Here is a 22,989-nt window from a genome sequence, read left to right as displayed (position 1 = left end):
CGGCGAAGAAAACTTACAAGTTGTGAAAGAAGGCAATGACATCAAGTACAGCCTGAATCGTGACCTGAAAGTGGATAGCGTGACTGCTGGCGATACCGTGATGAACACAGATGGTATGACCATTGCAGGTGGTCCAAGTGTCACTAAAGATGGCATTGATGCTGGTGGTAACAAGATCACCAATGTTGCACCAGGTACTGTTAGTCCAGACTCAACTGATGCGATCAACGGTAGTCAATTACACGCACAAGGCGAAGGTGTGAGAGACATTATCGGTGGTGACACTGTTTATGATCCAGAGACAGGTCGTTATACCAACCCGAACATCGGTGGTACAGGCCAAGACAATATCAATGATGCGATTGGTTCTATCGGACAGGCAGCACGAGAAGCGAAAACAACGGTTTCAGAAGGTGAAAACATTGTTGTCACTGAATCGAAGAATGCTGATGGTAGTACCAACTATGAAGTTGCGACAGCACGTGATGTGAACTTTGATTCGGTGCAAGTGGGTGACGTGAACATTGATGGTGCGACAGGCAAGATCAGTGGCGTGACAGCAGGTACGGTGAGCCCAGATTCAACCGATGCCATTAACGGCAGCCAATTGGCAGGTACAGCACAAAGCGTATCAGATGCCTTGGGTGGTGGTTCAACTGTGAACCCTGATGGCACAGTGACTGCACCGAACTACACAGTGAATGGCAGTGATGTCAACAATGTGGGTGATGCGATCACCGCATTAGACAAAGGTTGGACATTACAGACCAATGGTGAAAACGCAGCTGCGGTGAAAGCAGGCGATACCGTTGATATTGGTACAGCAGATGGCGAAGAAAACCTACAAGTTGTGAAAGAAGGCAATGACATCAAGTACAGCCTGAACCGTGACCTGAAAGTAGACAGCGTGACTGCTGGCGACACTGTTCTTAATAACGAAGGACTAACCATTGCGGGTGGCCCAAGTGTCACTAAAGATGGCATTGATGCGGGTGGTAATAAGATCACAGGCGTTGCAGCAGGTGATGTCAATCCTGATTCAACCGATGCCATTAACGGCAGCCAATTGGCAGGTACAGCACAAAGCGTATCAGATGCCTTGGGCGGCGGTTCAACCGTGAACCCAGATGGCACAGTGACTGCACCGAACTACACGGTGAATGGCAGTGATGTCAACAATGTGGGTGATGCGATCACCGCATTAGACAAAGGCTGGACACTACAGACCAATGGTGAAAACGCAGCTGCGGTGAAAGCAGGCGATACCGTTGATATTGGTACAGCCGACGGTGAAGAAAACTTACAAGTCGCGAAGGATGGTAATGACATTAAGTACAGCCTGAACCGCGACCTGAAAGTAGACAGCGTAACAGCAGGCAATACCCGTCTGGATAACAGTGGTGTTGAAGTGAAAGATGCTGTGGGCAACTCAACCACGATGGTTGCTGGTGGCACTATCGTTAAAGATGCGCAAGGCAACAGCACAGCAACGACAGCTGCTGGCACGACCATCAAAGACGCACAAGGCAATAGCACCATTTTGAATGGTACTGGTCTAGCATTTACCGATGCATCAGGTGCACCAGTTGGACCAAGCGTGAGCCGTACAGGTATCGATGCAGGTGGTCTGAAACTTACCAATGTTGCTGAGGGTGAGATTGCGGCTGATTCGAAAGATGCGATCAATGGTAGTCAGCTCAATGATAGCGTGGGTTCAGTCGGTGACATTATTGGTGGCGGCGTAACCAACGAGGGTGGCAAGATCAATGGTCCATTCACAGTCAATGACAAAGGTTATGACAACATTGCCGATGCCATTGCAGGTGAATCAGCGGCAGCGAAAACCGAAGTTGAAGCTGGCAAGAACATGACCGTTGAAAGTGAAACGGGTGCAGATGGTCAAACCATTTATACCGTTGCGACAGCGGATGATGTTGAGTTCGATTCAGTCAAAGTTGGTGACGTGAACATTGATGGCGCCACAGGCAAAATCAGTGGTGTGACTGCGGGTACGGTGAGTGCAGATTCAACTGACGCGATTAACGGTAGTCAGCTCCATGCCCAAGGCGAAGGTGTGAAAGACATCATCGGTGGTGACACTGTTTATGATCCAAACACTGGTCGTTACACCAATCCAGACATCGGCGGTACAGGCCAAGACAATATCAATGATGCGATTGGTGCCGTTGGCGCTGCTGCAACGAAGGCCAAAACCACAGTGACCGAAGGTGACAACATTGTTGTGACTGAATCAACCAATGCCGATGGCAGCACCAACTATGAAGTTGCTACTGCACGTGATGTAAACTTTGACTCGGTGAAAGTTGGTGATGTGAACATTGATGGTACAACAGGCAAAATCAGTGGTGTTGCAGCAGGTGATGTGAATCCTGATTCAACTGATGCGATCAACGGTAGCCAATTGGCAGGTACAGCACAAAGCGTATCAGATGCGTTGGGCGGTGGTTCAACTGTGAACCCAGACGGTACTGTGACTGCACCGAACTACACCGTGAATGGTGACAGTGTTAATAATGTTGGCGATGCCATTACCGCATTAGACAAAGGCTGGACACTCCAAAGCAATGGTGAAAATGCAGCTGCGGTGAAAGCTGGCGATACCGTTGATATCGGTACAGCAGATGGCGAAGAAAACTTACAGGTCAGCAAAGAAGGCAATGACATCAAGTACAGCCTGAACCGTGACCTGAAAGTGGACAGCGTCACTGCAGGCGATACCATCATCAACACAGATGGACTAACCATTGCCGGTGGTCCAAGCGTGACCAAAGAGGGCATTGATGCAGGCGGTAAAAAACTCACCAATGTTGCCCCAGGTACGGTGAGCCCAGACTCAACTGATGCCATCAACGGTAGCCAGCTCCATGCGCAAGGCGAAGGTGTGAAAGACATCATCGGTGGTGACACTGTTTATGATCCAGAGACAGGTCGTTACACCAATCCTGACATTGGTGGTACAGGTCAAGACAATATCAATGATGCGATTGGTGCAGTAGGCGCTGCTGCAACGAAAGCGAAAACCACAGTGACTGAAGGTGACAACATTGTTGTGACTGAATCAACCAATGCCGATGGCAGCACCAACTATGAAGTTGCTACTGCACGTGATGTAAACTTTGACTCGGTGAAAGTTGGTGATGTGAACATTGATGGTACAACAGGCAAAATCAGTGGTGTTGCAGCAGGTGATGTGAATCCTGATTCAACTGATGCGATCAACGGTAGCCAATTGGCAGGTACAGCGCAAAGCGTATCAGATGCGTTGGGCGGTGGTTCAACCGTCAATCCTGATGGCACAGTGACTGCACCGAACTACACCGTGAATGGTGACAGTGTTAATAATGTTGGCGATGCGATCACCGCATTAGACAAAGGCTGGACACTGCAAAGCAATGGTGAAAATGCAGCTGCGGTGAAAGCTGGCGATACCGTTGATATCGGTACAGCAGATGGCGAAGAAAACTTACAGGTCAGCAAAGAAGGCAATGATATCAAGTACAGCTTGAACCGTGACCTGAAAGTGGACAGCGTGACTGCGGGCGATACCATCATCAACACAGATGGATTGACCATTGCCGGTGGTCCAAGCGTGACCAAAGAGGGCATTGATGCAGGTGGTAAAAAACTCACCAATGTTGCCCCAGGTACGGTGAGCCCAGACTCAACTGATGCCATCAACGGTAGCCAGCTCCATGCCCAAGGCGAAGGTGTGAAAAACATCATTGGTGGGAACACCACCTATGATCCGAACACCGGTCGTTACACCAACCCGAACATCGGTGGTACAGGCAAAGACAACATCAATGATGCCATTGGCGCAGTCGGTGATGCAGCGAAAGCCGCGAAAACCACAGTGACCGAAGGCGACAACATCGTTGTCAGCGAAACCAAAAATGCCGATGGCAGCACCAACTATGAAGTTGCCACTGCCAAAGACGTGAAATTCGACAGCGTGACCTCAACCGATGACGAAGGCAACGAAACCGTCCTCACTGCCAAAGGTACCCAAGTCAAAGATGGCGAAGGTAACGAAGCAGAATACGGAGCCAAAGGCATCACCCTGCAAGACAAAGATGGCAATGGCACTGTTCTGAACCAAGGTGGTCTGAGCTTCGTTGACCCAATGGGTAACAACATTGGACCAAGCATCACCGCAGGCGGCATTAACGCAGGCAACACCGTGATTGGTGGTGTCGCAGCAGGCCGAGTTGCAGCGGATTCCCAAGACGCGATTAACGGAGGCCAGCTCAGAGGCGTATCGGATAGCGTTGCAAACTCAATTGGTGGCAATACCACCGTCAATGACGATGGCACGATCAACACCAGCAATGTCGGTAACACAGGTAAAGACAACGTCCATGATGCGATTGACTCAGTCCGCGATGCGGCAGAAAAAGCCAAATCGACGGTGAGTGAAGGCAAAAACATTGTTGTGAAAGAAAGCAAGAATGCAGATGGCAGTACGGACTACGAAGTATCGACTTCACCAGATATAGAGGTCGACAGTGTGACTGCTGGCGATACCCGAGTCGATGGTGATGGTTTACACATCGAAGGTGGCCCAAGCGTAACCAAAGATGGCATTGATGCAGGTGACAAGAAAATCACAGGTGTTGAAGACGGAACGATTGCAGAAGGCTCGAAAGATGCCATCAACGGCGGTCAGGTCAAAGGCATCACTGATAGCGTTCGCGATGCGATTGGAGGCAACACCACAGTTAATGAAGACGGCACGATCAACGCCAGTGACATCGGTGGAACAGGTCATGACAACATCAACGATGCAATCGCTTCAGTGAAGAATGAGGCCAAAGGTGCGAAAGCAACTGTGAGCAAAGGTGATGACAACGTCACCGTGAAAACCAAACAGAACGCTGATGGCAGCACAGACTACGAAGTCGGCTTATCAGACAAGATCAAGGTGAAAGAAGTTGAAGCTGATCAAGTCACTGCTGGTCAAGTCAATGTCAAAGGCGACAACGGTTCAACCACGATCACAGGAGGAGGCGTAAGCATCTCTGGTCCGAACGGAGAACAAGGCCCAAGCATGACAACTGACGGCATCAATGCTGGCGGTAAGAAAGTGAAAGGTGTTGCGGACGGACGGATTGAGAAAGGCTCACAAGAAGCGATCAATGGTGGGCAGTTACATCAATCTTATGAAGATGTTGGTGCTGCATTGGGCGGCGGAGCAGGTTATGACCCAGAGAAAGGCTGGAAAGGACCGAGCTACAACGTTGCCGGTGGCAGTTATAACAATGTTGGTGATGCGTTGGGTGCAATTGATGACCGTGTGACGAACTTGGGTGATCAAATGCAACAGGCTTTCTACGATACCAACCAACGTATTGATGATGTTAAAAAGCATGCCAATGCAGGTATTGCGGCAGCAATGGCATTGGAAGCAGCACCATATCTTGCGGGTAAATATACCTATGCAGTGGGCGCGGCTTATCACGGTGGAGAAAATGCAGTGGGCGTCACGCTACGTAAGACAGCCGATAACGGACGCTGGTCTCTTTCAGGTGGTGTTGCAGCTGCATCGCAAGGTGATCCAAGTTTCCGTGTTGGTTTAAGTGGTTCATTTAATTAATCCTAAATTTATCTACAAAGGAGAGTCACTCGGCTCTCCTTTTTCCCAACAATAAAGAAGTGAGAACAGATATGAATAAGATTCAAACTTTAATGATGATTGCACTTGCGGGCATTGCATTTAATAGTCAGGCAAATACGGAAGCACAAGCTGGATTTGAACAACCTCAGGAAATCACCTTTCCAGAAGTGAACAAGAGCTACCTGAAACAGGTGAAACGTTATGAATATAACGACGTTGCCCGTTTGGATGTCGGACTGAATAAGGATCAGCTTCGCCATATTCTTGGAAATCCTCATTTTAATGAAGGATTGTTTGCTGTTAAAACATGGAATTACGTGCTGGATATTCGTGTACCGAATACACAGGATTATAAACGGTGTGAATTACGTATTGATTTTAATAAAGAATATATTGCTGAACGTCTATCTTGGAAAGAAGATGGGTGTCAGGGATTGATAAGTTAGTATTTTTAATTCAGTTGGATACATTGCTTATGGTTTATTGAAACAAGACAGGCTGATAAGATTACGCTTTTATATCAATAAGCCATAAGTGTTGAGGATTTTTTTTAATAAAAACTTGAATTATATAAATTAAACATATTTGTCATCGTTTGTTCTAAATGACAGTGAATGTATAGTTCACTATATTTTTATTTAATTTTCCTAAAATGTTTATTCTGTAGTTCTAAACTGTTTAAGATCAATTTTAAAAGTCTGCTACGCTTTAGTAAGAGATGAAAATGAGATAAATAATATGTTTCATACTTTTTCACATAGTGAAAAAAATATAAAGCTGCATATTATTGAAATTGGAAATAAAGAGCTAAAACATGCAGTTATCTTTTTTCTGTTAGAGGTAGAGACCTTTTTTTCTATAATTAATAAATTATCTTTAGATTATTTTAGAGTGGTATTGATCTATCGATGTGATGTATTAAGTCGGGAGTTTTTACTTAAGGAATTTGAAAAAGGTATTCAACATTTAATTGATCATCTGAATATGGAGAGTACCCATTGTATTTTAGAGTCTGGTCTTGATGATATTTATAAAACTTCATTGTGTTCAAGGCAGATCTTTGATTTTACTACGGTTTGTAAAACCTTTGATGAGTTTAGTATCGAGGATTTTTTTAGATTATATCCACGAGGACACAAAGACTCTGTTGGTTTTATTGAAAAAGTAAATGAACAAATCAATGAGACATTGTCAGAAGGAGAGCCTTATCTATTCAAAGTTGCAAAAAAAATGAGATTAACACCACGAGTGTTATCTAAAAAAATAATCACTGAGGGTGAGGAATTTAAAGCGCTCGTTAAACAAAAAAGATATGAAAAAGCATTAATTTTACTGCAAGATAAAGATGTGAGCCTATCTGATATCGCGTATACGTTAGGTTACACAGAGCACAGCGCATTTACACGTGCTTTTAGGGGTTGGACAGGGTGCTCACCTGGCCAATTTAGAAAGTATTTCAGGTAACTATTGTGAGGTGTATAAATTTGGATATTAGGGATCTAAAAACTTTTATATACGTTGTTGATAATCAATCAATAACAGTTGCTTCAGAGAAGCTAGGTGTGAAGCAATCAACAGTCACCAAGCGCATTTATAATGTTGAAGGAAAAGTCAAAGGTGCGCTACTGAATAGAAAAACGCGCCCCCTGCAACTGACACGGTTAGGGGAAAAAGTTTACTTCAAAGGATGCTTTATCTTAAAGCAATTAGAATTACTCAAAAGTTTTCACTATGAAAACAATGAAATTTTTGAAAAAGTAGTAAAAATTGGAATACCACAAACACTGATTGATGATTTATTAGAGACCGTCATCTATGAATCAAAACAGGTGACTCATCTTTCTGAAATTGATATTTCGAGTGGTTGGGGACGTAGTCTGGTTCAACAAATTCACGAGGGTGAAATTGATCTGGCTGCGTTGATGATTCCATCAAATCTCCAGCTGCCAGAAGATATAAATTTCTCAAAGATTGGGACATTTCCTTTTGTGATTGTGGGTAAAAAAGGAGAAGCTTATAAATATAATAGTTTAGAAAAATGTAGTAAAAAAGGTTGGATTTTACATCCAGAAGGATGTTGCTTCAGAGAAAGTTTGGCTAAAGTTTTATACGATAAGCAGTTAGGATTTTATATCAACAAAGAAATCTTTGGCGTTGAATTTCAATTACAAAGTATTTTGAAAGGTGAAGGCTTAGGTGTCTTTCCTAAACCTTTTTTCGAAAAATTCGCATTAGAAAATAGTGATTTAGAAGTTATTGAGTTAGATGATTTTTCTCTACATTTAAATGTTGGTGTCGTGATCTCTCAGTATATAGGCATTGATCAAGCCGATTCTTTTATTAAAATCATTAAAAAACATTATTTTAATGATAATTAAGTAGATTGCATACAAGTATGCCTAAGAGACTGATCGCGTTATCCATCGCTAAAACAAGCCATTATTCTGGAACAGCATCATCTTTTAAAGTTTACACAACATATTTAAAAAGCCCTTAATGTATAAGGGCTTTTTGCGGTAGATTGCTCTATATCTTATTGAAAATATATAAGAAATTACTTATAGATCCTTTTGATAGTCATTAATCACTTCAAGTGCTGCCCGAAAGGCTTCCTGAGTTGCAGGTGCGCCGCAATATGGCAGGCTATGTAACAAGACTTCCTGAATTTCCTCAACACTGGCGCCATTGTTTAAAGCTCCACGAATATGCCCTTTGAGTTCGGTTGGACTTTTCAGTGCGGTTAAGAAAGCGATTGTCACCAGAGAGCGATATTTACGTGGTAATACACCTTCACGTTGCCAGGTTGATCCCCAAGCGTGTTCATTAATCCAGTCTTGTAACGGTTGTGTGAAAGGCACGGTATTGTCCTGTGCACGCTTTACAAATGATTCGCCCATAACTTCAGTACGAACTTTTAATCCATTTTCAAAATCTTGTTGTGACATATTTTTTACTCTTTTAAGAATGCAACAGAAGAGATGATGTTTCGAAACCTACTTCATCCTAACTGAATCAGGCAATAAGCTAAAGTCATCGCGTTTGACTGGCGGTTCTCAAGTTGGATGATAGATATTCTGCAAAGAAGATGATGAGCCATTGAAGATCAGCAGGGGTGCACTTGTGGATAAATGAAGACATATCCACATTAGGTGGAGTGCTAAACAGAAGATTTTAATTTAAGGCGGAAATAGGATTGATACAAAAGCTGAAGTTAAGCGATTTCCGTCAGCCCCACTTGATGATAAGCACGATTAAAATAAACCAGACTTTGATCATGATGGCTTTTCTTAATCGCCACAATACGACAAATAAAGATGGTATGGGTTCCAACTTCTTGAATCTGCTCGATTTCACAATCAAAATTGACCAGCGCATCTTCTAAGACTGGTGCACCTGTTTCTAATTCTGTCCAGATACCATGTTTGAATCTTTCTTCTGGGCTTAATCGGGATGAAAACGCTTTAGAAATATGTTCATGCTGAGCGCTTAACACATTTACGGTGAGGATTTTATTTTCCACAAAATGTGTATGGGAACTCGATGCTTTATTCATGCAGACCAATAATGTCGGAGGCGTGTCGGTGACGCTACACACAGCAGAGGCCGTGAATCCATAACGACCAGACAGGCCAGCCGTGGTAATGACATTGACGGCACTGGTTAATAAAGACATTGCATTTCTAAAGTCTGTCGCTTCAATCATCACTTTATTCCCAAATTGAACCTGATCTTTTGAAGAAGCCAAGGGCTAACTGATGTAACCCTTTAGCCATCAAGAGATTGGTAAATATTAAGCTGATAGCTCTTTTCGAACGATTTCTGCACCAGCGCTTAAGGCATGCAGTTTACCTGTCGCGACGCGACGTGATAAAGGCGCCATACCACAGTTGGTTGAAGGGTAGAGCTTGTCGGCATCGACAAACTGAAGTGCTTTACGGAGCGTATTGGCAACTTCTTCAGGTGTTTCAATCTGATTGGTTGCAACATCAATCGCACCGACCATCACTTTTTTGCCGCGAATCAGTTCAATCAGATCCATTGGCACACGCGAGTTCTGACATTCGAGTGAGATGATATCGATTTTAGATTGTTGTAACTTAGGAAAGGCTTCTTCGTATTGGCGCCATTCTGAACCGAGTGTTTTTTTCCAGTCAGTATTGGCTTTGATGCCGTAACCGTAGCAAATGTGTACGGCCGTTTCACATTTCAGCCCTTCCAGTGCACGCTCTAAAGTCGCTACACCCCAGTCATTTACTTCATCAAAAAATACATTAAATGCAGGCTCATCAAATTGAATAATATCGACGCCAGCAGCTTCTAGTTCTCTTGCTTCCTGATTCAGGATTTTGGCGAATTCCCAAGCCAGTTTTTCACGGCTTTTATAGTGACCATCATAAAGTGTATCAATCATGGTCATTGGGCCAGGTAGCGCCCATTTGATCGGTTGATTGGTTTGCTGGCGTAAAAACTTGGCATCTTCAACAAACACTGGTTTTTGACGAGACACTGCACCGACGACCGATGGCACGCTTGCATCGTATCGGTTACGGATTCGGACTGTTTCGCGTTTTTCAAAGTCGACCCCATCAAGATGTTCAATGAAGGTGGTGACAAAGTGTTGGCGGGTTTGCTCGCCATCGCTGACAATATCAATCCCTGCATGGCGTTGTTCTTGTAAGGACAGACGCAATGCATCCTGTTTGCCTTCAGTTAATTGCTCATCTTGCAACTTCCAAGGTGACCAAAGCTTTTCTGGCTCTGCCAGCCAAGAAGGTTTCGGTAAGCTGCCAGCAGTTGAAGTCGGTAATAATATTTTCATAATCAATAATCTTGTTTATCTAGGTGAATAAAGTAATTAGTTTGCAGCCCATTGCTGAAGAATCTTTTGATAAGGCTTGATGAACTGTTCTTCAGTAAATTTGCCTTGTTTAATCGCCAACTGGCTGCGTTCTTCCCGGTCATAAACAATACGTGTTAATGAATAGTCCTGATGCTTTAAGCTTGGCTGGTAGGTTTTTCCTGCTGCCGAATTCGCGTTATAGATTTCTGGACGATAGATTTTCTGGAAAGTTTCCATCGTGCTAATGGTGCCGATCAATTCAAGATCAGTGTAATCATCAAGCAGATCCCCGCGATGATAAAACGCTAACGGTGCAACGCTATTTGGTGGCATGAAATAGCGAACCTTCAAGCCCATTTTCTCGAAATATTGATCCGTTAAAGAATATTCATCTTGTTGATATTCAACCCCTAAGACGGGATGTTGATTTGCAGTTTGATGATAAATTCTACTGCTCGAAACGCTCAGGCAAATTACAGGAGATTTCTGGAAATTACTGCTATACGTTTTTGAGTCCAAGAATGATTTAAAGATTTTCCCATGTAGCTCGCCATAGTTTTCTGGAAGGCTAAATTGCGGTTTATCTTTATTATGTTCTAGCAGTAATACGCTAAAATCATAATCACGGACATATGAGGAAAAATTGTTTCCTACGATGCCATCAATGCGTTGATTGTTTTTATGATCAACAATATTTGTTTTCAGGATTTCAATGGTAGGGAAGGTCTCACCTTTGCCTTCAACATCAATATCAACTGAAATAATTTCGAGCTCAACAGAATAACGGTCTGCTGTCGGGTTATCCCAATGTGCCAGACTATTAAAACGATTGTTAATCATCTTTAAGGTATTGCGCAGATTCTCTTGACGGCTTTCACCCCTCGCCAAATTGGCAAAGTTGGTGGTGATACGCGTATTGTCTGAGGGCTGATAGTTTTCATCGAAACTAATGCGCTTAATCGTAAATGTAAACTCTTTGCTCATGATGATCTGATACCCTAATTTCTGAGATAAAACCTTATTTCTGTGTTGCCCTTTCTGGATGTTCCAATTTTTTGGATCTTCCCAGTCAATCGGATTTTCAGTCTGTTCTGATGTTTGCCGAAGCAGTTCCATCAGAATCAACCCTCAGATTGTCTCGTATGAAGAGCATGAGTTAATTTATACTTGAAACATGACATGAATAAAAATGATTTTGTTTCAATGGAAAGTGAGTAAAATTCATGTTTGTGTGTTTCATTAGGCGTAGCGGGCATTTCACGACGATAGCGTGCCTATAATTTGAAGCCTCTGAACCTGAAATTATTCTGAGGTTTACTTTCAAAACGTATCACTTATAATTTCAGGCCAGCAGTATTTGCCTGACTTCTTCCTTTTTAAATCTCTTTCATTATGTCTTTATTTTCTCAGTGTTTAGAGCAGAAACGATTCTGTATTCTGGTGGAATATCTTTGCTCTAAGCGTGATACCTTGGCTGTAACACAAAGTCTGGCTGGCTTTCCGGCAATGATGACTTTGGCCGATCGCGTGCACAGTGACGAAGATCCAGCGCCATTAGAATTGGCACAAAGATATTCTTCTGAGATTGAAAAACTTCTACATTTTTCAGGTAAAGGTCGGGATATTAAAGAATTTGAACACTTTCTCGATCAGGCCGAGCAGCAGGGATATCACAATCTTCTTTTATTAACTGGAGATAAACTGAAGAACCATAATTTTGGGCGGGAAATTCCTGCACAACGCTCTCGTTATTTAGAGTCTGTGAGTGCTGTGATGGCAGCCAAACAACGGCATGTGTTTAATATTGGAGTGGCTTTTAATCCATTTAAATATACTGAGGCTGAGCGGGATGCCCAATATCTAAAATTGCATAAAAAGATAAAAGCGGGTGCGGATTTTCTGATTACTCAGCTTGGATTTGATCTGGATTGTCTTCAGCACAGCCAATCCTTTATCTCTCAGAATTATAACGAATTTCCTTTAATTGCCTGCGTAATGCCACTGACCTTAAAACGCGCGCAATTTATGGTGAAAAATCAGGTCGCTGGACTGGTGATTGCTCCACATATTGTGGATGTTCTTGAGTGTGAGTATGCGGCGGATCCTGTTCAGGCGGAAGCAAATGTCTACGCGCGTTGTGCATTGCAGATATTGATCTGTAAACATCTCGGTTATGTTGGTGTGCATTTATCGGCTTGTCATAAGCCACAAGAACAACAGAAACTGGAACAGTTTTTAAAGCAATTTGAAAGCTGGTCTTTAGAAGCTTGTGAAAAAGCATGGAAAGACCTGTGGAAAATTGATTCAGGCCTTGAGCTTAAACCTGAGCTGTCCACTTTTTCAAAACCTGTTTCCCAGATTCAAATTCTAAAATATAAGAAAATGCATTTAATGCACCACATTTTTTTTGTTTCTCAGGCTGCTTTAGGCGTGGGACGTTTTATTTTTAAAGCCAATTTCTGGAATAAACCACGACCGCAGCATCTTTTATTGAAAATGGAACATTGGAGCAAACAACAGCTGGTGGGTTGCGAAAGCTGTGGTCACTGCCGACTGGATGATACGCTTTATATCTGTCCTGAAACCTGCCCCAAAGGTCTTGCCAATGGTCCATGTGGCGGCACAACCCTAGATCGATGTGAATTTGGGGATCGTGAATGTATCCATTCAATCAAAGCCCGACTGGCAAAAAGCATAGATCAAACCGAGGTTTTAAGAAGCAAATTGATCCCAGCGATTTCAATTGAAACCCGCTATACCAGTTCATGGAAAAACTGGTTTAGCAATTCAGACTTAAATTGATTGGAGTCATTGGCTATACTTTTTTCTTCATGGAAAGATAGTGGTACAGTTGAAACGCCTTTAGTTTAGCTTACCCGATAGCAGATCAACTTGGTCTCGGGTAAAATCATTGTGCTTGAATACTCTGTAGTGGATGGAGCAATCAAAGCAAAAAATGCCAGCATAAAAATTTCAAGCTAGGATTGAGAAGAGTAGTTCAATATTTTTTAGTTCATCCAATCTTAGAAATTAATGCCAGTTTAATTTCCCCCCTGACAGTAATGTGGCTCCCAATACAATCGGCACATAAATGACAACGCCAACAATCGCTAAAGGCACAATAGCAACCCCAGTAGCGACATCTTTAGCCTTCTTCTTAAAATTACCCTGACGGCGGTGTTCCACTTTTTTCACAATAGAAATCGGATAAGGCTGTTTTAATTTATAGGGAATGGATTGCTGATTGGCAGCCTGTTGGTAAATTCGTCCAGAAAGCTCAACTAAGGCTACGGGATATTCACAGTTTTCAATTGGGATCAGCGCTGAAGTACAGTGTGTGGTTGTTTGTGTAAAGCCCAAGGACTTTAATTTTTGGTACTCATTGGTGGGTAGCAGGCCTATAGGTTGATTATAACGAAGTCTTAATGTGCTTTTAAATTGGCTATCAGATACCATTTCAAATTGTATTGGCATTTGATTCATTAAGAAGCGTTGCTCAGGACGAGTATTCTGAATAATATTAAAGACGGTTGCACCACCCTGATCCGCGATGTAGGTATAACGTTCTCCAGCAAAAACAATCTGCTGCTGGGTCGGGGTTACCATCTTCCCAATCGCTATAATTTTATCCTGAACCACTGGTTGGTATTCATATTGAGGCGGAATCGTTGAGCAAGCCGTTAAACTTGTCAGGGTCATAATAGTTAATATCTTTTGAGCCATATTTTGTGATATCTATTTTATTGAACTTATATCTCTTTAATTATAAATGAATTTCGCGAATTTCTCTCGTTGACTTTAGCTGAAGTAACTTTCACTAAAAATGCTTTTTTGATTCATGGGATTGAGAGGTCTTACTCATTTTATTCAGTATTACCTAAATCGATAGAGTGGGCAACTTGAGGAATCTTGGCTTAGGATTGGGTTGATTAGATGCTCTGCTTAGAGCATTAGGTATAGGGTTACTCGAGTTCCAGTTGATGATCGTCTTTGGTCACTTTAATTTTTAGTTTTTTATACTTACGTTTATTGGGATCAAGGGCTGAGTTTCTGATTTCATTTGCAAAACTTTGATCTTGCATGAGCTCTGTATAGGCTTTATAGCCAAGCAGGATTCGAGTCGGTTGATAACCATTTCTTTTAAAATAATGGTCAATCATCGCATTTAGCTCAGCTAAAAGAACTGATTTACTCATTCTTATCTCCTTAACGATCTTTGGGCGAAGAGAGTATATGGCTAAAAAATTCTGCTGAATATGAATTGAGATTTTGAAGGTGAGATTGTCATAAAAGGTTAATAAATAAGGTGGATTTTAACTGTGATGTGGATAACTCAAGATCTATCAACAATCAATCAATATCTTCTCTAAATCTGCTACAATTGCGCCAATTTTGAATTACCACTTTTTCAGTTCAAGTACATATTTATAAATGTGTACATAACTGTGTACATATTGAAGATTTTCCCTATGTTTAAAGAGCAATTAGCTAAAGAAGTCGCAAGTCGCAGGACTTTTGCGATCATTTCCCACCCCGATGCGGGTAAGACCACCATGACAGAAAAACTGTTGTTATGGGGTAAGGCAATTCAGGTTGCGGGTATGGTAAAAAGCCGTAAGTCTGACCGTTCTGCCACATCCGACTGGATGGAAATGGAAAAAGAGCGTGGGATCTCGATTACCACGTCAGTGATGCAGTTTCCTTATAAAAAGCACACGATTAACTTGCTGGATACGCCGGGACATGAAGACTTCTCGGAAGATACATACCGTACCTTAACGGCGGTTGACTCTGCATTGATGGTGATCGACGGTGCAAAAGGTGTCGAAGAACGTACCATTAAATTGATGGAAGTGTGTCGTATGCGCGACACGCCAATCATTTCATTCGTGAACAAAATGGACCGTGAAATCCGCGAGCCATTAGAGTTATTGGATGAAATTGAAAATGTTCTAAACATCCGTTGTGTACCAATCACATGGCCTTTAGGTATGGGACGTGACTTTGCAGGTGTATATAACCTGCTTGAAGACAAGCTTTATGTCTATAAGGCTGGTTTTGGTTCAACCATTACCGATATCGATGTTCGTGATGGTTATGATCATCCAGATATCCGTGAAAAAGTGGGTGAGTTGGCATGGGCTTCTTTTGAAGAATCTCTTGAGCTGGTTCAAATGGCCAATGAACCACTAGATCGTGAATTATTCTTACAAGGCAAGCAAACGCCTGTGCTTTTTGGTACCGCATTGGGTAACTTCGCGGTTGACCATGTTTTGGATACCTTTATTAACTGGGCACCAGAACCTAAAGCGCATCCAACCCAAGAACGTGTGGTTGAAGCGAAAGAAGAAGGTTTCACAGGCTTTGTCTTTAAGATTCAGGCCAATATGGACCCGAAACACCGTGACCGTATTGCCTTCATGCGTATTTGCTCAGGTAAATATGAAAAAGGCTTGAAAATGAATCATGTACGTATCGGTAAAGACGTTCGTATTAGTGATGCATTGACCTTCCTTGCGGGTGAGCGTGAGCATCTGGAAGAAGCTTGGCCGGGTGATATCATTGGTTTGCATAACCACGGTACGATCCAGATTGGTGATACCTTTACCAGCGGTGAAAACTTACATTTTACCGGTATTCCACACTTCGCACCTGAAATGTTCCGCCGTGTACGTTTGAAAGATCCTTTGAAATCGAAGCAATTGCAAAAAGGTTTGAAAGAGTTATCTGAAGAAGGTGCAACACAGGTGTTTATGCCACAAATCAGTAATGACCTGATTGTTGGTGCAGTCGGTGTGTTACAGTTTGATGTGGTCGCATATCGCTTAAAAGAAGAATATAAAGTGGACTGTATTTATGAGCCTGTGAGTGTTCATACGGTACGCTGGATTCATTGTGATGATGACAAAATCTTGAATGAGTTTAAGAAAAAGGCGCATGATCAGCTTTCTGTTGATGGTGGCGGTCACCTAACTTATTTGGCTCCAAGCCGTGTAAACTTGCAGTTGATGCAAGAACGTTGGCCTGATATCCAGTTCCGTAACACACGAGAACACTAAATTGCATAAAAACAGCTTCTAATTAGAGGCTGTTTTTAATTGAACGATCTAAAAATAAAGGATGATGAAATGAATGCTTTAAAACCACTTTTTGCTGTCAGTGTCTTGATTGGAATGATGGCTTTAACCGCATGTGATCATCCAGATAAAAATAAAGCCGATACCGCCGAAAGCAAACAGGCTGCGGCACCCGTCGAAAAAGCTGAAGTCCTGCCTTACTTAAATATGAAAGAGGTCAAGGCAGACTATGCTTTGCCATTTTGTGAAAAGAAAAACTGTATTGATGTCGATATCCAGACGGTAAAAACTCAGGACGAATGGCTAAATGCATGGATTGCAAAAAATCAGTCCAAAGTGATCCAGCAACAGATTGAACTGGATAAAAACCTGACCTTGCAACAAGCCATTAATGCCTATGTGAAAAAGTCAGATGAGTGGCAGGACAAGTATTCAAAAAATAAGGCCTATGAACTGCACCTGAATACCCGAATCGCTTCACAGCGCAATCAATATGTACTGTTACAAGTTGGGGTTAATGCCCAGCAAGAAGATATGGCAGTGAAAGATCGCTTCTATTTCTTTGTTGCTGATCGCAAGTTACAAAAGAGTCTTAGTGTGCTGGATGTGATCCAGAAAAATCAGCAAAATGCATTAAACGAAATTGTTCAGGCGCATTATCAACAGTGGATTGCAAAACAATCTGCAGAAGTAAAAAAACAGGTACCGAAAAAACTGTATTGGGGACAGGCGGACTGGTTCTTTGATGGGGAAGGCATTGGCTTACATTATCGTGCCAATGAAATCAGTAAAGATGCCCCACAACTGGATATTTATTTAACCACTGAACAGACTCAAAAAATGCTGCAAGCTGAAATTTATCAACGCATGTTTTGATTCCGTTTAGAACAGCTTTTTTGAGTTTCGTATAGAAATTGCATGTGCTTCTAGCAGTTTTGCACTAACTTCGATAGCATTTAAAAATCTTGTGTAATAACAATGCTTATAGGTCTCAGATGAAAACATTTTATAAATATAGCGTTCTTGCATGTGCTGTTTTGCTTGCAGCATGCCAGCCGAAATCAGAGCCAAAAGAATCACAGGATAAGCCGCAAAATCCACCTGCGGTACAGCAACAGGCTGAACCTGTTTTACAAGGGGAAACGGTTAAGATTCAGGTGAAATTACCTGAATGCAAAGGTAATACCTGCCCAGACTTTACTGTTGAACGCTTGCAAAGTAATTTCCCATTTATCGATCAATTACTGGATCAACAAATTCTTAACCAGCTTGGTCGGATGCTAGAGGTGGTTGATGCAGATACACCTGCGGCTTCAACACCCAAAAACACTGAATCTAAATCAGATCTGGACAGTCAGGCGCAGTTATATGCAGATTCATTTGTCAAAATTGATGAAGAGCTGAAAGCCTTAAGTAGTAGCCATCAAATCAGCTTAATGATCAAGCCGAAGATCTTACAGCCGAAAGGTAAGCTAGCCACAGTGGTGCTCAATAGCAGCAGTTATTTAGGTGGAGCGCATGGCGCAACCTCACAACGTTATTACAACTTTGATTTGGCAAATCAGAAACAGGTTCAGTTGCATGATCTGCTATTGCCAAAACAAAAAGCGACTTTAGACAAGCTGGCACATGAAGCATTTAAAACATGGATTGTGGATTCAAAGCTGGCTACTGATCCTAAAGAATATGAGCAAGCTTGGCCTTTTCAGCTGACAGATAATTTCTTATTGGGCGAACAGGGCTTGATCCTGCAATATGGTGAATATGACATTGGCCCTTATGTGGTGGGTTTACCGCGTTTGGTGATTCCATTTAGTGAATTACAAGGGGTATTAAAACCTGAATATTTACCAAAAGTGGACGCGCCAGCTGCATCTACACCTGTCGCAAATGAGAAAAAGTAAGCGCTAATGCAACTGTTCGATACCCATACCCATTTTGATGTTGCCGATTTCGATCATGATCGGCAACATCTGGCTGAGCAGGCCAAACGAGTTGGGGTCGATGCATTGGTATTAATCGGATTTCTACAATCACGATTTAATGACCTGATCCAGACACATCAGCAATTACAAAGCTGGGAGAATGTGCCGCAGTCTTATCTTGCGCCTGGATTACATCCATTTTATATCGAGCAACATCAGCCAGAACATTTACAAGATTTAGAACAGATTTTGCAGCAACATGATTGTGTGGCGGTGGGTGAAATTGGTCTGGATACTTTTTTAAAAGAACATAAACAGCCAGAATTATTTAGCAAACAACAGCATTATTTTATTGAGCAATTGCAACTCGCCAAGCAATATCAGAAACCGGTGTTATTACATATCCGTAAAGCACATGCTGATACGATTGCAATTTTAAAAACTCAAAAATTCAAATTGGGTGGGATTGCGCATGCCTTCAGCGGCGGTGTTGAAGAAGCCAAAGCCATGATCAAGCTGGGTTTTAAAATCGGCATCACAGGGCAAATTACCAATCCAAATGCCAAAAAACTGCATCAGGTGGTTCATGCTATTGGCCCAGAACATCTGGTCATTGAAACCGATTGTCCAGATATGACGCCGTTGTGCTGTCAGACGTCAACTGAACATCGAACCCGCAATACGCCTGTCAATTTACCTTATGTTTTAGGCAGTCTGGCGCAAATACTTGAGCGACCTCAAGCACAACTTGCCCAGCAACTCTGGCAAAACTCATGTGCAGCCTTGCATCTCGGATCACAATAATAATCCCGTTAAAAATAAGGTAACTAAAAGGGAACACATCCTTTTTCAAACAGGGTTACATTAAAGAAAGAACTTCATAATAAACAATCAGCCAATACTGGGAGGGTAACCTTATGGCCAGATATAGCAAAATCAATAGTTTCAATGCATTACAAACACTAACAGTCGGTTCGAAATCCTATCAAATTTTTAACCTCACCCGAGCCGCACAGACACTGGGTAATATTGACCGCTTACCCAAATCACTCAAGGTTTTGCTAGAAAATTTACTGCGCTTTGAAGATGGAAAAAGTGTAAAAGTTGAGCATATTCAGGCGCTGGTAGACTGGCAGAAAAGCAAACGCTCCGATCAGGAAATTCAATATCGTCCTGCTCGTGTATTGATGCAGGATTTTACTGGTGTTCCTGCCGTCGTTGATTTGGCTGCCATGCGTGCAGCAATGGCACAAGCAGGAGGGGATCCGAACCGTATTAACCCGCTTTCGCCAGTAGATCTGGTTATTGACCATTCCGTAATGGTGGATTATTTCGCCAATGATCAGGCCTTTGCCGAGAACGTTGAAATTGAAATGCAGCGTAATGGTGAGCGCTACCAATTCCTGCGTTGGGGACAGTCTGCATTTAATAACTTTAGTGTGGTTCCACCAGGTACAGGAATTTGCCATCAGGTTAATCTGGAGTATCTGGCGCAAGCGGTGTGGCTGGGAGAAGATGAAGGGCAAAACTTTGCTTTTCCAGATACCTTGGTTGGCACAGACTCACATACCACCATGATTAATGGATTGGGTGTACTTGGTTGGGGTGTGGGTGGGATTGAAGCTGAAGCGGCAATGCTGGGACAGCCTGTATCGATGTTGATTCCAGAAGTGATTGGTTTCAAATTGACGGGTAAATTGAATGAAGGCATTACTGCAACCGATCTGGTATTGACCATTACCCAGATGCTACGTCAAAAAGGTGTAGTGGGTAAATTTGTTGAATTCTATGGCGATGGTCTGGCTGATTTACCGTTGGCAGACCGTGCCACGATTGCCAATATGGCACCAGAGTATGGTGCGACCTGTGGATTCTTCCCAATCGATGAAGTCACACTCGGTTATTTAGCTCTGACAGGCCGCCAGCAAGAACGTATTGATTTGGTGGAAGCATATAGTAAAGCTCAGGGGCTGTGGCGTAATGCAGGCGATGAGCCTGTTTTTACCGATACTTTGAGTCTGGATATGGGCACGGTGCAAGCCAGTCTGGCAGGGCCGAAACGTCCCCAAGATCGAGTGTTGTTGTCTGATGTACCAAAAACCTTTAATGCCTTAATGGAACTGAACCTGAAACCTGCCAAAGAAGCCAAAGAGCGTCTGGAAAATGAAGGCGGTGGCGGTACGGCAGTAGAGGCCAAGAAAGCCAATCTTGCACATGAAGAACCATCTTGTACCATTGATGGAAAATCTTATCCTCTAAACGATGGTGATGTCGTCATTTCTGCGATCACCTCTTGTACCAATACCTCAAACCCAAGCGTGATGCTGGCTGCGGGTCTACTGGCTAAAAAAGCGATTGAGAAAGGCTTGCAGCGTAAACCTTGGGTCAAAAGCTCACTTGCGCCGGGCTCTAAAGTGGTGACGGATTATCTGGCAGCAGCAGGTTTAACGCCTTATCTGGATCAATTGGGCTATAACCTAGTGGGTTATGGGTGTACAACCTGTATCGGCAACTCGGGGCCGCTACCTGAACCGATTGAAGCAGCTATTCAATGTCATGACTTAAATGTGGCATCGGTACTTTCAGGAAACCGTAACTTTGAAGGACGTGTGCATCCATTGGTGAAAACCAATTGGCTGGCATCACCACCATTAGTCGTTGCTTATGGCCTAACAGGCAATATCCGTACTGATTTAACCACGCAACCAATTGGACAAGGCAAAGATGGGCAAGATGTTTATCTCAAAGATATTTGGCCAAGTCAGTCTGAAATTGATGCCGTATTACAGAAAGTGAATACTGACATGTTCCATAAGGAATATGCGGCGGTCTTTGATGGAGATGCGACATGGCAAGCGATCCAGATTCCACAGAGCCAGACTTACGCTTGGCAAAACAACTCAACCTATATCCGCCATCCTCCATTTTTTGAGGAAGTTAACCAGCCGCCGAAAGCCATCCGCAATATTGAACAGGCGAATATTCTAGCTGTGCTGGGAGACTCGGTTACAACGGACCATATCTCACCTGCGGGTAATATCAAGAAAGATAGTCCTGCTGGACGTTATTTACAGGATCAGGGCGTTGAGCCGAAAGACTTTAACTCTTATGGATCGCGACGTGGTAACCATGAAGTGATGATGCGCGGTACCTTTGCCAATATCCGGATTAAAAATGAGATGCTTGGGGGAGAAGAGGGCGGTAATACGCTTTATATCCCGACAGGCGAAAAGATGGCGATTTATGATGCCGCCATGCGTTATCAGCAGCAACACACGCCATTGGTCATTATTGCTGGTAAGGAATATGGTACGGGGTCGTCACGGGACTGGGCTGCCAAAGGAACCAACCTACTTGGCGTTAAAGCCGTTATCGCAGAAAGTTTTGAACGGATCCACCGCTCGAATCTGGTGGGAATGGGCGTGTTGCCATTGCAATTTGTAGATGGACAAACTCGCCAATCCTTGAACTTAACTGGGCATGAAGTTATTTCTATTCATGGCTTGTCCGATGATATCCAACCGCATCAGACACTCGATGTTGAAGTGGTTCGGGAAGATGGCAGTCAGGCCAAATTTAAAGTGCTCTGTCGAATCGACACCTTGAATGAGGTGGAATACTTTAAGGCAGGCGGTATCTTGCATTATGTATTACGCAATTTGATTGCTGCTTAGTTTGATATGGCCCTGTAAATTTACAGGGCTTTTTTTTTCACATCAAAATTTAGCTAAATCTGAATAACTTCTTCAAGCTAAAGTTCGGCTTCAACGACCAAACACCCCATCGATTAAAATATAATGAGTCCTTCTCGAAGAAATCACTCGATTCTTTTCTGTGAAGTTTTAATACTTCAGCGCCTTCTTCTACAGAAAAAGTTTGTTTCTCTAAAAGTGTTGGGTTTTCTATAAGGAGATAGAGTAAAAACTGATTCAAAATATATGATGCATGTTCTACTTTTAAGTCTATACATCCATCAGATTTTCCAAATTGATGCATGCCACAAGAATAAAGCGAGTCCTGATCATAAACAGTTGGAATAAATGCCTTATATAAATCAAATAGATTCTCTGCATCGAACTTTAGCCAATCAGATCGAAGATGAGTTATTCCAGATGTTTCAATTTTAATGGCTAAGCCACCCGCTTTGAGTAGAGCCTGACCCAATAATAAAGCTTGTTGTGCTAACGCTATTGATCCAGCTTCGCAAATCACATAAATGACCATATGATGTTGTTCGATTTCTTGTAATTCTCGCTCTGAAAAACGATTCATACTCTGCTGTCTAAATACCTGACTGACGTTAGGATCATTTTGATATTCTTCAATTTCAGCAAAATAATCACTGGTTAAAGATTTAATAATTACGCCTGCGTAAATATATCCTGTGTCATGAGTAAGGAGAGCATGTAATAAGTCTTGATGATTTTTCCAGATACCAGGAATACATAGGATAATATTCTGTTGATCTTGTTTATTCATAATTATGTTTTCGAATGCATTATTTTTTATCAT

The 22,989-nt window shown here is 42.5% G+C and carries 16 protein-coding genes and 1 pseudogene; 10 read left to right on the top strand and 7 right to left on the bottom strand.

The genetic code is table 11. The annotated features are described in order from the left end of the window. The 4 genes and pseudogenes from EC846_RS18405 to EC846_RS01175 all read left to right on the top strand — a co-directional run. The coding region (locus tag EC846_RS18405; RefSeq protein WP_228200660.1) for a YadA-like family protein at positions 1 to 5,614 on the top strand (5,614 nt) is incomplete at its 5' end. A 71-nt stretch (positions 5,615 to 5,685) separates the two neighbouring features. Then, positions 5,686 to 6,078 (top strand): annotated as a pseudogene (locus EC846_RS01185) (outer membrane protein assembly factor BamE); the annotation flags it as partial. 295 nt (positions 6,079 to 6,373) lie between these two features. Beyond that, complete coding sequence (locus tag EC846_RS01180; protein ID WP_123773832.1) at positions 6,374 to 7,099, top strand: helix-turn-helix domain-containing protein; 726 nt, start codon at positions 6,374 to 6,376, stop codon at positions 7,097 to 7,099. A gap of 20 nt (positions 7,100 to 7,119) precedes the next feature. Next, the gene (locus EC846_RS01175; protein WP_123773831.1) at positions 7,120 to 8,013 is read left to right on the top strand and encodes a LysR family transcriptional regulator; all 894 of its coding nucleotides are present in this window, start codon (positions 7,120 to 7,122) and stop codon (positions 8,011 to 8,013) included. Between the two features lie 180 nt (positions 8,014 to 8,193). Here the strand turns inward: EC846_RS01175 and EC846_RS01170 are convergent, their stop codons facing one another. The 4 genes from EC846_RS01170 to EC846_RS01155 all read right to left on the bottom strand — a co-directional run bounded on the left by EC846_RS01170 (position 8,194) and on the right by EC846_RS01155 (position 11,459). Further along, the gene (locus tag EC846_RS01170) at positions 8,194 to 8,580 is read right to left on the bottom strand and encodes a carboxymuconolactone decarboxylase family protein (RefSeq protein WP_047431644.1); all 387 of its coding nucleotides are present in this window, start codon (positions 8,578 to 8,580) and stop codon (positions 8,194 to 8,196) included. 266 nt (positions 8,581 to 8,846) lie between these two features. Next, entirely contained in the window at positions 8,847 to 9,338 is a 492-nt protein-coding gene (locus tag EC846_RS01165) for a flavin reductase (RefSeq protein WP_062847043.1), read from the bottom strand. 87 nt (positions 9,339 to 9,425) lie between these two features. Then, entirely contained in the window at positions 9,426 to 10,454 is a 1,029-nt protein-coding gene (locus EC846_RS01160; protein ID WP_123773830.1) for a methionine synthase, read from the bottom strand. Positions 10,455 to 10,490: 36 nt separating this feature from the next. Continuing rightward, a complete protein-coding gene (locus tag EC846_RS01155; protein ID WP_123773860.1) occupies positions 10,491 to 11,459 on the bottom strand; it encodes a DUF1852 domain-containing protein in 969 nt (322 codons plus the stop codon). Between the two features lie 408 nt (positions 11,460 to 11,867). Here EC846_RS01155 and EC846_RS01150 point away from each other — a divergent pair, with 408 nt between their 5' ends. Then, entirely contained in the window at positions 11,868 to 13,277 is a 1,410-nt protein-coding gene (locus EC846_RS01150; RefSeq protein WP_123773829.1) for a methylenetetrahydrofolate reductase C-terminal domain-containing protein, read from the top strand. 228 nt (positions 13,278 to 13,505) lie between these two features. On the opposite strand, the gene EC846_RS01145 is transcribed toward EC846_RS01150, so the two are convergent. Further along, complete coding sequence (locus tag EC846_RS01145; RefSeq protein WP_228200659.1) at positions 13,506 to 14,174, bottom strand: hypothetical protein; 669 nt, start codon at positions 14,172 to 14,174, stop codon at positions 13,506 to 13,508. Between the two features lie 263 nt (positions 14,175 to 14,437). After that, complete coding sequence (locus EC846_RS18370; protein ID WP_123773827.1) at positions 14,438 to 14,671, bottom strand: hypothetical protein; 234 nt, start codon at positions 14,669 to 14,671, stop codon at positions 14,438 to 14,440. A 273-nt stretch (positions 14,672 to 14,944) separates the two neighbouring features. Here EC846_RS18370 and EC846_RS01135 point away from each other — a divergent pair, with 273 nt between their 5' ends. The 5 genes from EC846_RS01135 (at position 14,945) to acnA (ending at position 22,151) form a co-directional block, all read left to right on the top strand. Next, positions 14,945 to 16,534, top strand: coding sequence for a peptide chain release factor 3 (locus EC846_RS01135; protein WP_005255155.1), 1,590 nt, complete (start codon positions 14,945 to 14,947; stop codon positions 16,532 to 16,534). 69 nt (positions 16,535 to 16,603) lie between these two features. Beyond that, positions 16,604 to 17,428, top strand: a complete 825-nt coding sequence (locus EC846_RS01130) for a hypothetical protein (protein ID WP_171409959.1) — start codon at positions 16,604 to 16,606, stop codon at positions 17,426 to 17,428. 119 nt (positions 17,429 to 17,547) lie between these two features. Then, on the top strand, positions 17,548 to 18,456 hold the full coding sequence (locus EC846_RS01125) for an RsiV family protein (RefSeq protein WP_004774593.1): 909 nt from the start codon (positions 17,548 to 17,550) through the stop codon (positions 18,454 to 18,456). A gap of 6 nt (positions 18,457 to 18,462) precedes the next feature. After that, on the top strand, positions 18,463 to 19,281 hold the full coding sequence (locus EC846_RS01120; RefSeq protein WP_123773825.1) for a TatD family hydrolase: 819 nt from the start codon (positions 18,463 to 18,465) through the stop codon (positions 19,279 to 19,281). 113 nt (positions 19,282 to 19,394) lie between these two features. Then, a complete protein-coding gene (gene acnA, locus EC846_RS01115; protein ID WP_123773824.1) occupies positions 19,395 to 22,151 on the top strand; it encodes an aconitate hydratase AcnA in 2,757 nt (918 codons plus the stop codon). 49 nt (positions 22,152 to 22,200) lie between these two features. On the opposite strand, the gene EC846_RS01110 is transcribed toward acnA, so the two are convergent. Continuing rightward, positions 22,201 to 22,989 carry a hypothetical protein gene (locus EC846_RS01110; protein WP_416332304.1) on the bottom strand — a complete coding sequence of 263 codons (789 nt, stop codon included), beginning with the start codon at positions 22,987 to 22,989 and terminating at the stop codon, positions 22,201 to 22,203.

Origin of the sequence: Acinetobacter sp. BIGb0102 (assembly GCF_003815055.1) — a bacterium.
Lineage (GTDB): Bacteria > Pseudomonadota > Gammaproteobacteria > Pseudomonadales > Moraxellaceae > Acinetobacter > Acinetobacter vivianii.
Note: the sequence above shows the minus strand (reverse complement) of the source record. Positions and strands in the feature narration are given on the sequence as shown.

Excerpts from the sequence above, each read along its gene's own strand:
- EC846_RS01110 (WP_416332304.1), bottom strand. The coding sequence starts at position 22,989 with ATGATAAAAAATAATGCATTCGAAAACATAATTATGAATAAACAAGAT.
- EC846_RS01135 (WP_005255155.1), top strand. The coding sequence starts at position 14,945 with ATGTTTAAAGAGCAATTAGCTAAAGAAGTCGCAAGTCGCAGGACTTTT.
- EC846_RS01170 (WP_047431644.1), bottom strand. The coding sequence starts at position 8,580 with ATGTCACAACAAGATTTTGAAAATGGATTAAAAGTTCGTACTGAAGTT.
- EC846_RS01165 (WP_062847043.1), bottom strand. The coding sequence starts at position 9,338 with ATGATTGAAGCGACAGACTTTAGAAATGCAATGTCTTTATTAACCAGT.
- acnA (WP_123773824.1), top strand. The coding sequence starts at position 19,395 with ATGGCCAGATATAGCAAAATCAATAGTTTCAATGCATTACAAACACTA.
- EC846_RS01120 (WP_123773825.1), top strand. The coding sequence starts at position 18,463 with ATGCAACTGTTCGATACCCATACCCATTTTGATGTTGCCGATTTCGAT.
- EC846_RS01180 (WP_123773832.1), top strand. The coding sequence starts at position 6,374 with ATGTTTCATACTTTTTCACATAGTGAAAAAAATATAAAGCTGCATATT.
- EC846_RS18370 (WP_123773827.1), bottom strand. The coding sequence starts at position 14,671 with ATGAGTAAATCAGTTCTTTTAGCTGAGCTAAATGCGATGATTGACCAT.
- EC846_RS01150 (WP_123773829.1), top strand. The coding sequence starts at position 11,868 with ATGTCTTTATTTTCTCAGTGTTTAGAGCAGAAACGATTCTGTATTCTG.
- EC846_RS01130 (WP_171409959.1), top strand. The coding sequence starts at position 16,604 with ATGAATGCTTTAAAACCACTTTTTGCTGTCAGTGTCTTGATTGGAATG.
- EC846_RS01160 (WP_123773830.1), bottom strand. The coding sequence starts at position 10,454 with ATGAAAATATTATTACCGACTTCAACTGCTGGCAGCTTACCGAAACCT.
- EC846_RS01145 (WP_228200659.1), bottom strand. The coding sequence starts at position 14,174 with ATGACCCTGACAAGTTTAACGGCTTGCTCAACGATTCCGCCTCAATAT.
- EC846_RS01155 (WP_123773860.1), bottom strand. The coding sequence starts at position 11,459 with ATGAGCAAAGAGTTTACATTTACGATTAAGCGCATTAGTTTCGATGAA.
- EC846_RS01125 (WP_004774593.1), top strand. The coding sequence starts at position 17,548 with ATGAAAACATTTTATAAATATAGCGTTCTTGCATGTGCTGTTTTGCTT.